The organism is Mucilaginibacter oryzae, assembly GCF_003148845.1.
Taxonomy (GTDB): Bacteria; Bacteroidota; Bacteroidia; order Sphingobacteriales; family Sphingobacteriaceae; genus Mucilaginibacter; species Mucilaginibacter oryzae.
On the sequence record NZ_QGHA01000009.1, the window covers coordinates 117,934 to 131,768 of the forward strand.

A 13,835-nucleotide genomic window follows, 5' to 3' on the forward strand; every position below is an offset into this window, starting at 1 on the left:
ATATCCAAAGCCTTATCGTAAGAGATATGAATGCCTTCAATTTTGAAGGAAGCAATCATTGATTTCATTTATCAATGCTATTTATTTCGTACAATAAGGCACCGTAAATTATCGGTATAAATAATGTTTCTGCTACATTGTTAATTTGGGCGTTGCCTGCGGCCCGGGCTTTCCGTTCCAAGTACCTCGCCTTTCCTGCGCGCAACGCCTACCCGCGCTGTGGGCTTTCTGCTGCAATCCCTAACGCTGCCCGGCGCGTCATAGCAATGCTTGAACATATTAACGGTTTCCTTTGCGCCTTAGCATCTTGCCTGCTTAAAAATCGTAACTATTCAAACCCCAAAGTCTTTGCGTCTTAAAATCTTTGCGAGAAAAATTTAACTTGCTTATCAGTCCACCTTCACAACTTTAGTCCTCGCCGAGACGCCATTCTCATTAAATGCCTCTATCTGGAAATAATAGGGCAAGCTTTTATCCATCCCGTTAAAATAATACTCGTTACGGCCATAAACCATCATGCTGCTATATAATTTATCGGGTGCTATACCGAAGTAAATGGTGTAGCCTGTGGCGTTGTCGTTAGGTTTCCATTTAAGCCAGGAGTTGCGGCGCTCACTGTCGCCGCGCAGCACAATGAGGTTTTGCACGGTATCCGGCCTTGCTCCGCTGCCTTTGCCAAATACCCTTAAACCTGATAGCGCGAACTTGCCGGTAGGCATATGCAGGTTCACCATTTTTATATAGCGGGCTTTGGCCGGGGTTTTCAACTGAATATAATCATGCGGAACATCTTTACGTTTTTTGCTTTTATCAATCAGCGGCATCCAGGTTTTACCGTTAAGCGAGGAGTAAATGAGGTATTGGTGATAAACGCCCTGCGATTTGCCCATAAATTCCGCGTCCTGGTCTGCATAGTTTACCTGGATGGCGTTGATGGTGCTTACTTCACCCAGATCGGTTTTCAGCCATTCGCCTTTGTTGGCTGTTTTGGCGCTCCAGTAGGTTTTAATATCCTCATCAACCGCGTTGTTGGCAGCGTATGCGCCGAGGGTTGATGAAACTTCTACCGGTTTGTTGTAGTTGAGCAGCATCCATCCGGTAAAATTACTTTTCAGGTGATCTTCCGGTCCGTTAGCCAGGTAATGCGGGTAATCGCCGTAAGCGGTGTTGCTGTACAATACGCCATCCTGATCAAAACCGGCCGGCCAGAAACCGATGCGGCGCTCAAAGTTGTTTTTTACCGAAATGCCCATGGTGCTGATATGCCAGTAATTGCCATACTTATCCTGCCAGGTAGCCCCATGGCCAGCGCCTTTGGCAAAGCCACCCGGTTTGTACGAAAATGGGTTATGCTTTTGATACGTGAACGGCCCCAGCGGTTTATCGCCCACAAAAACGCCATCGCCATAGCCGCTTTGCTCGGTACCCGGCGCGCCGAATTGCAGGTAATATTTGCCTTTATACTTGTTCATCCACGAGCCCTCGATAAAAGGAAGCAGGAAAACATTATCATTATGTTCGCCAAAGCGTTCCCAGCCATGCTCTTCGGGGTTCAGTTTTACCATTTCCTTTTTGGGGCCGATAGGCTCGAAGGTGTGACGGTCAATTTCCTGTCCGTATAGCGGGAGTGTATTGCTTGAACCGTGGTAGATGTAAACCCGGCCGTCATCATCAGCAAACATACCGGGGTCCCAGGCGCCTACTTTAAAATAGTCTTTGGCTGCCTTCCAATCATCGCGGGTAGGATTGGTGCTCATCCAGAGGGTAAAATCCTTATTATAGGTCGATCCGATCACCAGCAGGGTATCACCCAAAACCAAAGTGGCCGGCGCGCAAAGCTCATCGCCCTGAACTTCGTTGTAGGGCCGCACAAATTTGCGGTACACAAAATTCCAGTTCAGCATATCATCGCTCCACCAGTAACCGAATTGATTGGTGGAGAACAGGTAATATTTGCCTTTAAACAAAGTCATGGTCGGGTCGGCAGTGGCCCGGTGTTTTCCCCAACTTGCAAAGTTTTTAAAAGGCGTATAACCATAATCCAGGTTAAGCGGGTTGCAATAGGTAAGCCGTTTATTTTGCGCCTGGGCATTCAATAAGCCGAAGCAAAATATCAGTACCAGCAGGTATCGGTGAGTCTTCTTCATAACAGGTTATCAATGGTTATACAGGTAAAACAATTGGCTGCTAATATCAGTTTTTAAGCTGCAATAAAAATGGCGTTCACTACTACATCTGTTTCACACGCTAAAAAAAATATTATTGCGTGTTAAAGACACAATTAATTTGTACTTTCATCAGCATAAGCCATTTAGCCTGAATTTAGCCTTTTTATGAAAAAGATTTACCTGTTGCTGCTTTTTGTGCAGTTGCTTTTTATCTCAAAAACCTTCGCCCAATATCCTAAAATGGATAAGCTGCTTTACGGCGTAGCTTACTACGATGAATACATGCCCTACGAGCGGCTGGATCAGGATGTACAGATGATGAAAGCCTGTGGCATCAACGTGGTTCGTATTGCCGAAAGTACCTGGAGCACTGAAGAACCGCAGGATGGTGTTTTTGATTTTACACATATCGACAGGGTATTGAACGCCATGCAAAAAGCAGGCATCCACGTCATCATAGGTACGCCAACCTATGCCGTGCCTACCTGGATGGTAAAAAAGCATCCCGAAATTCTGGCCATTACCCCCTCGGGCCAAAACCAGTACGGGGCAAGGCAAAACATGGATATTACCAACAAAGATTACCGCTTTTATGCCGAACGCGTGATCCGCAAAATAATGGAGCACGTAAAGGATAACCCGGCAGTTATAGGCTACCAGGTAGATAACGAAACCAAGGCCTACAACACCGCCGGACCAAACGTACAGGCCTTGTTTGTAAACTACATGAAGGCCAAATACAAAACGCTTGATAATATCAACCACATTTTTGGCCTTGACTACTGGAGCAACCGCATCAATAACTGGGACGATTTTCCGTCGATGATCGGCACCATCAACGGTAGCCTGGGTGCCGAGTTTGCCAAATTTCAGCGCCAACTGGTTACCGATTATTTAGCCTGGCAGGCAGCTATAGTGCGCGAGTATAAACGCCCCGATCAGTTTATCACCCAAAACTTCGACCTGGAATGGAAAGGTTTCTCTTTCGGCATCCAGCCTGATGTTGATCATTTTGCTGCCGCGAAGGCTTTGGATATAGCAGGGATAGATATTTATCACCCCAGCCAGGATAACCTGACCGGGGTGGAAATTTCCTTCGGTGGTGATGTGGCCCGTTCCATGAAGGGCGGCAAAAATTATCTCACCATCGAAACCGAAGCGCAGGGCTTCCCGCAATGGACACCTTATCCAGGGCAATTGCGTCTGCAGGCATTCAGCCACCTGGCGTCGGGCGCTAACATGGTAAGTTACTGGCCATGGCATTCCATTCACAACTCGGCCGAAACTTACTGGAAAGGTTTGCTGAGCCATGATTTTGAACCTAACCCCGTTTATGAGGAAGCCAAAACAATAGGTAAAGATTTCGACAGGCTGAGCGCCAAACTCATCAACCTGAAAAAGAAAAACGATGTAGCTATCCTGTTCAGCAATGAAGCTTTGAGCGGCTTCAAGGCTTTCGGCTTTGGATGGGGTGTCCGCACAGGGTATAACGATGTGCTACGCCAGTTTTATGATGGCCTTTACCACATGAACGTAGGCTGCGACTTTGTTGACCCGACAAGCAAAAACATCGAAGATTATAAACTGCTGATTGTGCCGCTGTTGTACGCCGCGCCCGACAGCCTGCTGCAACGCCTCAACACCTACGTTAAAAACGGCGGCCACATTATTTACACCTTTAAAACTGGCTTTGCCGATGAAAATGTAAAAGTACGAACCAGCCATCAGCCGGGCATCATTAACGAAGCCTGCGGAATTTACTACAGCCAGTTCACTGATCCCGGCAATGCCTCATTAAAAGCTGATACCTGGAACCTGAAACCCGAAGATAAAAAGCTCAACACCTGGATGGAACTCATCACCCCAACCACCGCCAAAGTGCTGGCCTATTATGACCACCCGGTTTGGGGTAAGTATGCCGCCATTACCCAAAATAACTATGGTAAAGGTGTTGCTACCTATATAGGCGCGATTACTACCGCTGCCGTTACCGACAAAATACTTGCCGACGAGGTAAAAGCTATTGGACTGTGGGGCGACGACCAGCAATTGGCCTGGCCTTTAGTTACCAAACAAGGAGTTAACCAGGCTGGAAAAACGGTTCATTACTATTTTAACTACTCGGCCCATGAAGGCGCTGTCACTTACCCTTATGGTAACGGGAAGGAGCTTTTATCAGGAAAAAATATCAGCCGGGGCAGCAACTTAGCGCTGGAGCCCTGGGGCGTAAAAATCGTCGAGTCGAATTAGTTAGCTGTTCACCTTCCGGGTTTTGCGGAGAAAGATCAAAGCAACCAGGCCAATCAGCGCGAATGCACCCAGTACCCAATAACCTTTGGTTTGCGATGGGTTAACGTCTTTTTGATCGTCGGCAGATGCTTGCTTAACGCCCGCGTCGCCGGCAGGCACACTGGTTTGGGTGCTATCCTGCAATGTTCCGGTGCCCGTGCCGGATACCGTAGCCGAACCGGGCGCACCCTGGCTGGCACCATTACCGGCACCTGCGCCATTAGCTTTAGTTGTGGATGAGGTATCTTTATTGCCTTGTGCCGATGCAGGGGCAATAAAACCGAGTGCCAGGCCTAAAAACAAGATAGTCAGTTTTACTTTTAACGTTTTCATAGCATAGGTATTGATGTTTTAGATACAGCACAATAGCTATGCCAGCGATGTTTTGTAAAAATAATTTCTTGCGTTCATCTGTGATGCGTGCTTACAGGGCTAAGACGCGTTGCAAACGCGAAATCATGTTAAGCGCTCGTTTATAACGAGCGCAAGTTATTTTATACTCTTGCGCTCATCTGCGATGAGTGCTTAATATGGGCTCACGTTTGTAACGTGAGCGATATGCTAAGACGCGTTGCAAACGCGAAACCACGTTAAGCGCTCGTTACAAACGAGCGCAAGGTATTTTATACGCTTGCGCAGTTAGATATATGGTTTACTTTATAAACGTAAAACCACGGTCCAATATCACAACATCCAGCACCCCTGCCTCTCCTGCATAATTGCTGGCTGAACTATAAAGATAATGCTCCGGCCTGGTTACAATTTCGGCTCTTACGGGGTTATCATGTATGTAATCCAATTTTTGAAACAGAATGCTTTCCTTATCGCATTCAATACCGTGATAGCCCTCCCTCCATACCTTGTATTCCTGTATCCTATCGTCAAACCGGGCATTGTATTGAAACCGGTATAGCATCCAATCCCTGCGGCTTTCGTTTTCGGATTTGATGAGGTTGATGATCTGTTTGCTGGTGTGCTTCTTAAAATCCCGTATAATATCGGGTAACCGCGCGGGATATCTGGCAGATACCAGTAAATGCAGGTGATTGGTCATCAAACAAAAACCATAAATTTCCAAACCTTTATTTTGCTGGCAATAGGTAAGCGAATTAATGATTAGTTGTTTATAGGCAGGGCGGATAAAAACATCAACCCAATCAACAACTGTAAATGTTACAAAATGAATCTCCTCGTGATTGCGTACCCTGTATTGATGCGACATGGCTGATTAGGTTTGAGCGCTAATTTAGTGATAGTGCATTGCAAACGCAATAATATGTACAGACGCGTTGCAAACGCGAAGCCACGTTAAGCACTCGTTATAAACGAGCGCAAGATATACGTGTAAGTTTTATCGCGTTGTAAACGCAAGCCCATGTTAAGCGCTCGTTATAAACGAGCGCAAGTTCTTTCTTATTTTTTATTTACTCTTGCGCTCATCTGTGATGAGCGCTTAACCTGGGCTTGCGTTTGTAACGCAAGTTGAGTAAACGATATGACATAAAAAATGCGCCGGCTTTACAACCGACGCACAAACCAATATATAGAAAGAAACAAAATTTCATAAAAAAACCTGTGCCTTCCCGCACAGGTTTAAAAGCTTACAGTATATAATATACGTCGGCTTTGTTGGCAGCAGTATGGGCTGCTGCCCGCTCACCCTCATGAGTATCGTTTAACATCTGTTTCAAATCGCGCTCAATGGTTTGCGATATGGCAGTTGTTGGTGTATCGGTGGGTTTGTTTTCAAACGGATCCTGCAGGTGGATGGCCATTTTTTCAACCAGTAAAAACGCCGCGGCTATAGCTATGATCAATGGCACCTCAAACATGCCGAAAAACTCGATAAGCCCGAATGGCAGCATAATGATAAACAGGTACAAGCAAAAATGGATGTACAGGCTGTACGTTACCGGGAAAACGGTGTTTTTGATCCGCTCGCATTTACCCATGGCATCGCAAAGCCGGGTTAGCGTACCATCTATCTGTACCTGCTGGTAATCATTCAGCCAACCGTTTTTGTAGGCCAATTTTAAATCCAGGCCATGCAATTTCAACAGACTGTTGGGTACGTTGGTAAAGCGGTGCGTAAACTTCACTTCTTCATCAACCAGTAACCCCGAGGTTTTGGCGTATGGATCCTGCTTACGTAACGATTGGCTCAGGCTGTAGCACCACGCTATCTGCCGGTGTACAAAGCGCTTTTTAAAACCTTCAATCTCTTCGCAGGCCGCGTTATCGCCATTTAAAAAGGTAGTAAGCTCGCGGGTAAGTGAGCGCGAATCGTTAACAATGGCCCCCCAGATGCTGCGGGCTTCCCACCAACGGTCGTAAGCCTGGTTTGAGCGGAAGGCCAGCAACAGCGATATTATGGTAGCCAGTATGGCCGGTACAGCAATCGGGATCGAGATCCTGTATTCGGGCAAAAACTTATGGAACAGGGCTATCGTTACTGCATACCCGGCAACCAGTAACAGCTCGTTCTTAATTTTTCCCACCACATATTTTACCGGGATATTTTCTTTCAATAGCATAGATTGTTTTTTTAGTTTGATAAATAATTAAACTTCCAGTAGTTCGTGTTCGGCTTCGGTTGTAACAAGGGCTTTGGCCTGCCGGGTAGCAGGCTTAACAGTTAATGTCTTGCATCCGCTGCGCTGCATTAAAACGGCCGGGTTAAAACTGTTTGGTGTAAGGTTGGCATAGGCATGGCCTTCGGGCATGGCAATGAGGCCCACCTCTTTTTCTTCAAGGTAATGTTTAAACACCGCTACGGTGTTGCCATAAAAAAAGTCGGGCGTAAGGTTAATGATCTGCTCCGGGTAATCTTTTTTAAGCGCTGTACAGGCCGCGTAAAACTCATCGCTGATGAGGCGGAACTCGCGGCTGCGGCGCGACAGCAACAGGAGATCGGTTATTGAGTCGGACAGTTGCAGGAAATGCACCAGGGCTATATTGAGTTTTTGCTTCGGATAACGTTCAACCAAAGCAGGTATAATGTTCAACGACGGTAAGGTGAAATCAGACGGGATGAGAATGTTTAATGTTTTCATAACGGTACCTTTTTAGTTTACTATTATTGCTTTGATACAATAATCGGTACCGGATATTAAAGCGGTTTAAGAACGAAATTAGAATGTGATTAGAGTATATTCTCCGTGGTTGTAACCTCACCTAAATCCTCTCCTCCGGAGAGCATAGCCGTCAAGTTAAGGAATCAAGCTTTTAAAATCCCCTCTTGAGAGGGGCGCGCGACGGGAAAGCGCGGGGGCGGGGTATGTTATGCAAGCGATAAACCTCGCACAGAAAAACACACCCCTCCACCCCTCTCAAGAGCATGGCCGTCAAGTTAAGGATCAAGCTTTTAAAATCCCCTCTTGAGAGGGGCGCGCGACGGGAAAGCGCGGGGGCGGGGTGTGTTATGCAAGCGATAAACCTCGCACAGAAAAACACACCCCTCCACCCCTCTCAAGAGGGGAATCGCACAATGCCGTCGCTTTTTGCTTAAGTTGACGGCTATGCTCCGGAGAGAACTTTAATAAGCGAGGTACCCCTTTTTTAGCCTATGGAATCTTGATAGCTCTTTTAATTCGCCATGATAAAACTGTTACCCCTTGTAAACCGGCAGCAGCACCCTGATCTCGGTACCCTCCCCTTCTTTCGAGATAATACCGATATTACCCTTATGTAGCCGTACAATGTTCAGCGCCAAAGGCAAACCAACGCCGTGCCCGTCATATTTACCGGTGTTGGACGCGCGGAAAAAAGGTTCAAAAATATGCTGAACGTCTTCGTCGGGGATGCCGATGCCCTGATCTTTCACGCTGAAGATGATGCTTTTATTTTCGGCGTAAACTTTTAGCGTTACCGGCTTATTTTCCGAGTATTTACAGGCATTAAGGCCGATATTGCTGATGGCGAGTTTAAGCAGGTTGATATTGCCCAGGGTTACCAGTTTATCCACATCATCGGGCAGGGCCGAAAAATCGATGCTCAGGTTGTTGGCCGGGATAATATGATCAACCGCTTCCTTCACCATAAAGGCAAGCTCATCGGCGCGCACCTGCTCCCAGTTTTGCTTTTTACCGTCGAAACCGCTTTGGGCCAAACCCAGCAGGCTGGTAATGATATCCTGCAAACTTTGCGTGCCCTGAAGTATTTCGCTTAGGCTTTTATGCAGATCGGCCCCCGGCTTGCCGATATTTTTGAGGGTGAGTTCGGCCTCGCCCTTAATAATAGCCAGCGGGGTACGCAGTTCGTGCGAGGCATTGCTGATAAAATTATTCTGGGTTTCGAAGGCGGTTTCCAGCCTGTCGAGCATGTTATTGAAAGTTTCGGTAAGTTCGGCTATTTCGTCTTTGCCGTCGTAGGCTTCCAGGCGGAGGTGCAGGTTGCTGGCTGTAATTGTATTTACCTTTTTTATGATTTTACGAACGGGTTTAAAGGTATGGTATGAAAAACTACGACCGATAATGTACACAATCAGTATCGACGCGAGGCAACTGATGATGAGTACCTGTTCAAGATCATTCAATTCGCTGAGGCCTGACGGGTTGGTAGCCGATACCACAATGATGGCATCCCCTTCCGGAAAGCGGAAAATATTGCCCGCATAAAATATATTATTGGCTTTGAACCTTGATTTTCCGCCGGAAAGGATGTTATCTATCAATTTACGCGGAACGCCTTTTACCGTTTTGCCTTGGGTGTAAACTTCGGGCTTAATCACATATTGTTTCTCGTCTATAAGCCGCTCAAGGTAGCGCTGCCTGATCTCCTTATACATGCCCAGGCTGTCGCGATCATTGAGGTGATGAATTTGCGAGGAAATATTAACACGGGTTTCGAGGCGTTTATAAAAATCATCAAAGGTAAACTGGTGTACAAAATAAAAAACAGCGCCGCTTAATGCCAATATAACCGATACGGTTAGGCCCATAAACAGCAACGCTACTTTTTTCTGGATGGTCATGCGGCATTATGCTTTAATATATAGCCCATACCAATCACCGTGTGGATCAGCTTCTCATCAAAATCTTTATCCACCTTTTTACGCAGGTAGTTAATGTAAACGTCAACCACATTGGTACCCATGTTAAAATCGATGTTCCAAACATGCTCCAATATCTCGATGCGGGTAAGCATGTGGTTTTTATTACGGGCCAAAAATTCAAGCAGCCTGAATTCGGTAGCTGTAAGGTCGATGGTTTTGTTACCTCGCTTTACCGATTTTTCGTCGCCGTTAATTACCAGGTCGGCAATTTGGATGATGTTGGCAGATGGCGTTGCACCACCCTTGCGGCGGGCCAGCGTACGGATGCGGGCATTCAGTTCGTCAAGGCTAAAGGGTTTAACCATGTAATCGTCGGCGCCGCTGTCAAGGCCTGTTACTATGTTTTCGGTAGTGCCGAGCGCGGTAAGCATCAGTATGGCGGCGTTTTGGTTGGCCTTCCTTAACCGCCTGCACACCTCAATACCATTAATACCTGGCAGCATAATATCCAATATAATCAGCTGAAAATCCATTTTCATAGCCATCTCCAGGCCGGTATTACCATCAAGTGCAACACTTATTTCATGGCCCTCGGTGGTAAGGTCGCGCTGGATAATGGATACCAGTTTGGGTTCGTCTTCAATCAGCAGGATCTTCATTGCGGCAAATATAATTTTCATTCCTATAAACAATAAACAACGGTACTGTTTTAATTTGTTTGATAGAACCCAAGGTAACATCCCTGTAAACCATAAAGCCTTCCGGTAAATGAACTACCGAAAGGCTTTATGATGTTTATAGGATAAAGGTATGTTAACCGTTTATCCAGGTGAATTTATATTCAAGCATTGGGTTTTTCATGCGCTCGGCAACGCGTAATAAACGGCTTGGCAGGTTCATTACGTAATCGCGGGCTTTCTCACCGGCTTCGTTAAGGTCGGTAATGCTTTCAATGTGCCAGTCTTCCAAAAGTTCTTTCAGGATGTCAACATAATCAATAGCGGTGTAAATACCCAAACGCTGCGCAGCATCGGTAAAATGACCAAAAGTCTGGCCTACCTTTAAACCAACCTCACGAAGGAAGTGGGCCGGCATAACTATCTTTTTACGCATCATATCCTCAAAAGCCAGCATGGCTTCGTTTGGATCAACCTCAAATATTTTTTCGATAAAGTATTTATAAGCTTTGGCATGGCGGGCCTCGTCAGACGCGATAACACCGCACATTTTTGAGAGCAGGGTATCGCCGTATTTTTTGGCCTGCGATGCTACCCGGCGATGCGATATATTGGTTGCAAGCTCCTGGAAAGAAGTGTATATAAAGTTACGGTAAGGATCGTGCCCGGTGCCTATATCAAACCCATCCGAGATGAGGTATTGGGTAGAGATCTCCATCATGCGCATATCCACACGGCCCGACAGGTACAGGTATTTATTGAGCAGATCGCCGTGGCGGTTTTCTTCGCCTGTCCAGTGGCGGGTCCATTTCATCCAGCCGCCTTCTTCGTCGTCAGATACACCCTGCACCATGGTTAACCACGATTCGTAGGTGGGCAGCGCCTCCTCGGTAATGGTATCGCCAATTAATACGGCTATCAGATCGTACGACAAACCTGCGGCGCTTTCCTGCAGTTCCTTAATTTCAGTGAAGAACGATTCTCTTGATGAATCGGGCAAAAAATCAGACGGTTGCCAGATGGTGTCAATCGGTTTCAGGTATTCATGTATCTTTTCTAACATGAATTTTTCGATGTGCACCATCACTTCTCTGCGCTTCTCTTCAAAAAATCTCATAAATGTATATTAGTGAGCAAAGGTAAAAAAAATGTGGCAATTGTAATTTTTAATTTTATGGCTGGTAGCCAATTGCGTCGGCCATACACGATGGTAAAGTTTCTACAGCGGGTTTACCGTTAAACAATGAAAAGCTGCCGTTATAATCCCAAAGCATGCCCGGAATTTCCAGCTTTTTTAAAGCCTTCCTCACCGCTTTAATATAACGGCAGCGGCTATCCAAATCGGCATATTTATTATATACACCGTACTCGCCGCAAATAACGGGCACATCGTATTTCATGGCCCAGTTTTTTACAATCTGCAATTTATCATTAATGGATTGTTCGTTGCCATCGCGGGGGTACATGCGGTAGTTGCTTTCGCCCGGGGTATTTTTTGCTTTTGGGTTAAGTGTAGGAAAATTTTCCGCATTATAAGGAAATGATACCCCGGTAGTAGCCACCTGGTCGCCCACCCACCCCGCACCCTGGTGGGTAAAAAAGAAAGGTTCGTAGTAATGAAAGGTGTAAATGATGTTTTCATCGGCCAGCCGTTCAAACCGGCTTAGTTCATAAATACTGTTATAGTTTGAGGCACCCACAATAAGCGTGCGCCGCTGATCAACCTTGCGGATGGCGGTAACGATATTATAGGCGGCATCTTTCCACACTTTGGGGTTCATATGGGGCGGCTCATTGTAGATCTCAAAAAACAAGTTATTGTAACGTGTGTTATAGTACCGTTTAGTCAGTTTTAGCCATAAATCAATTACTTGGGGTGTTTGGGTGAGGTAATTATAATCGTTTAACTGGCCGTAATGGTAATCTATCACCAATTTAAAACCGTAATTATCGCATTGTTTAATTACTTTATCTATATAGATAAATAATTGCGGTGTTGTAATCTCCGGCCCTAACGCCGTGAAGGCCACAGGCAGCCTGATGCTTTTAAAACCAAGCTTTTTGAGCAGCATAAAATCGGCGTTTGCGGGTGCGTTTTGGGGGATTGTTGTTTTGGCCCAGGTTTGTTCCAGCCATGAAATACTGATGCCGTTGTTTAAACCCGCGGCACGCTTAAAAGCCAGCTGCCGCACGCTTTGGGGGTTTGGACTGCTTTTTGCAAACGGATTAATTGCCATCAAAAACAGGAACAACAAACTTATTTGCATTATCGTATAACGAATATCTTTGTTAACCAACATTTTAAATGAGTTAAAACAACAACGCATTAGTTTTTAATTACAATTCAAGATAACGAATAATGTTTGTTCAAATTACCAAAGAAGAGTTAATTAGAGAAACCGCAAAAAAAGCGTGGTATCAAACCAATAATATCATCTGGACAATCATTTTCCTTTATCCCCTGTTTAGCATTGTTGATTACATTTATGCCAATAACTACTGGCTCCAGTTTTTTATACTGCGCATCATTACCATTTTAATCATTTACGGGCTTTTCAGCTATTTTCAACACAAACAGTTCAGTTACCGTATATTGCTGCACATCAGCTTTTTTATACTCTCTGTAACGGCAGCCATACTGTGCAACATAGTAAACATCCAGTTTTCAACCGTTTACTTTTTGCTGTTTGCCACCATCATTTTATTTTTTAACCTGCAGGTTTTCTGGGAGCCGCTTAACTCCATCATCCAAACGCTGATGGCCATTTTATTGCTGGCCATTTTCTTTAACCAGTTAAGCGATTACAACCTCGATCTGGTACTTACCAACGGCGGGCAGGTATTTTTTATCATCGCGGCCATTTCATGCCTTATACCGGGCGCGCGTTACAAGGTGATCCAGCGCGAGGTACGGTCGCAACTGCTCATCGAAAAATCGAACGAGCAGCTGAGGCAGCAAAACAAGGAAATCAACGAAAAAAACAACCTCATTGATATGCAGTACGAGCAGCTGCGCAAGCTCGACAGCCAGAAAAACAGTTTTATCAACATTGCAGGGCACGATTTAAAAAACCTCATCGGCTCGATAGTGATGAGTAATAATATGATCAAAGAGGAGGATTTTCGCCTCAGCGCCGATCAGAAGGAGTTTGTAGGCTACATATCAGAATCGGCCGAGAAGATGCAGTATATGCTTAACAAGCTGATGGATGTGAAGGAGATCGAATCGCCGGAAATGAGGTTTAACATGGAGATCTTCGATATCAACGTTGAGGTGATGCACGTGTTTAAAGGCCTGTACGAAACCGCCCAGATGAAAAACATCACCCTGATTGATAATATCCTGAAGCTGCCCTTAAACGTAAGGCTGGATAAGGTATTTACGGGCCAGGTTTTTCAAAACCTGTTATCAAACGCCATCAAATTTTCGCAAACCAACAATAACATCAGGGTGGTTACCGGCCTGCAGCGCCAGAAGTTTGTGTTCGAAATTATTGACGAGGGTATAGCCATCGGGCAGCAGGAGCTGGATATGATGTTTAACAAGCTTAAAACCCTTAACGATACCTCGGGCGTTACCGAAAGCAGGCTGGGTTTGGGCCTTTCCATAGCCAAACTGATGGCGCAGGAAATGGGCGGCGAGCTCACTTACCGCAGCGACGACAACGGCAATTATTTCAGAGTTGAATTTTACGTAATAAATTAACA

The 13,835-nt window shown here is 45.6% G+C and carries 11 protein-coding genes; 2 read left to right on the plus strand and 9 right to left on the minus strand.

Going from position 1 to position 13,835, the window contains the following annotated elements; all coding sequences use genetic code 11:
- Positions 1-389 precede the first annotated feature (389 nt).
- Positions 390-2,147 carry a family 43 glycosylhydrolase gene (locus tag LX99_RS20055; protein WP_109609448.1) on the minus strand — a complete coding sequence of 586 codons (1,758 nt, stop codon included), beginning with the start codon at positions 2,145-2,147 and terminating at the stop codon, positions 390-392.
- 186 nt (positions 2,148-2,333) lie between these two features.
- Here LX99_RS20055 and LX99_RS20060 point away from each other — a divergent pair, with 186 nt between their 5' ends.
- The gene (locus LX99_RS20060; RefSeq protein WP_211319061.1) at positions 2,334-4,418 is read left to right on the plus strand and encodes a beta-galactosidase; all 2,085 of its coding nucleotides are present in this window, start codon (positions 2,334-2,336) and stop codon (positions 4,416-4,418) included.
- On the opposite strand, the gene LX99_RS20065 is transcribed toward LX99_RS20060, so the two are convergent.
- From LX99_RS20065 to LX99_RS20100, 8 genes are all read right to left on the minus strand, one after another.
- Entirely contained in the window at positions 4,419-4,790 is a 372-nt protein-coding gene (locus LX99_RS20065) for a hypothetical protein (protein WP_109609449.1), read from the minus strand.
- 319 nt (positions 4,791-5,109) lie between these two features.
- Positions 5,110-5,679, minus strand: a complete 570-nt coding sequence (locus tag LX99_RS20070) for an REP-associated tyrosine transposase (protein WP_109609450.1) — start codon at positions 5,677-5,679, stop codon at positions 5,110-5,112.
- Between the two features lie 379 nt (positions 5,680-6,058).
- Positions 6,059-6,991 carry a bestrophin family protein gene (locus LX99_RS20075; protein WP_109609451.1) on the minus strand — a complete coding sequence of 311 codons (933 nt, stop codon included), beginning with the start codon at positions 6,989-6,991 and terminating at the stop codon, positions 6,059-6,061.
- Between the two features lie 27 nt (positions 6,992-7,018).
- Positions 7,019-7,510 carry a hypothetical protein gene (locus tag LX99_RS20080; protein ID WP_109609452.1) on the minus strand — a complete coding sequence of 164 codons (492 nt, stop codon included), beginning with the start codon at positions 7,508-7,510 and terminating at the stop codon, positions 7,019-7,021.
- A 554-nt stretch (positions 7,511-8,064) separates the two neighbouring features.
- Positions 8,065-9,429 (minus strand): HAMP domain-containing sensor histidine kinase, encoded by a 1,365-nt coding sequence (locus tag LX99_RS20085; protein ID WP_109609453.1) that lies wholly within the window; start codon positions 9,427-9,429, stop codon positions 8,065-8,067.
- Positions 9,426-10,130, minus strand: a complete 705-nt coding sequence (locus LX99_RS20090; RefSeq protein ID WP_245927970.1) for a response regulator transcription factor — start codon at positions 10,128-10,130, stop codon at positions 9,426-9,428. The genes LX99_RS20085 and LX99_RS20090 overlap by 4 nt, the downstream gene beginning before the upstream one ends.
- 133 nt (positions 10,131-10,263) lie before the next feature.
- Positions 10,264-11,244, minus strand: a complete 981-nt coding sequence (locus LX99_RS20095) for an acyl-ACP desaturase (RefSeq protein WP_109609455.1) — start codon at positions 11,242-11,244, stop codon at positions 10,264-10,266.
- 55 nt (positions 11,245-11,299) lie between these two features.
- The gene (locus LX99_RS20100) at positions 11,300-12,394 is read right to left on the minus strand and encodes a glycoside hydrolase family 5 protein (RefSeq protein ID WP_170122751.1); all 1,095 of its coding nucleotides are present in this window, start codon (positions 12,392-12,394) and stop codon (positions 11,300-11,302) included.
- 92 nt (positions 12,395-12,486) lie between these two features.
- Between LX99_RS20100 and LX99_RS20105 the strand changes: the two genes are divergently transcribed.
- Positions 12,487-13,833 (plus strand): sensor histidine kinase, encoded by a 1,347-nt coding sequence (locus LX99_RS20105; RefSeq protein WP_109609457.1) that lies wholly within the window; start codon positions 12,487-12,489, stop codon positions 13,831-13,833.
- Positions 13,834-13,835: the final 2 nt, after the last annotated feature.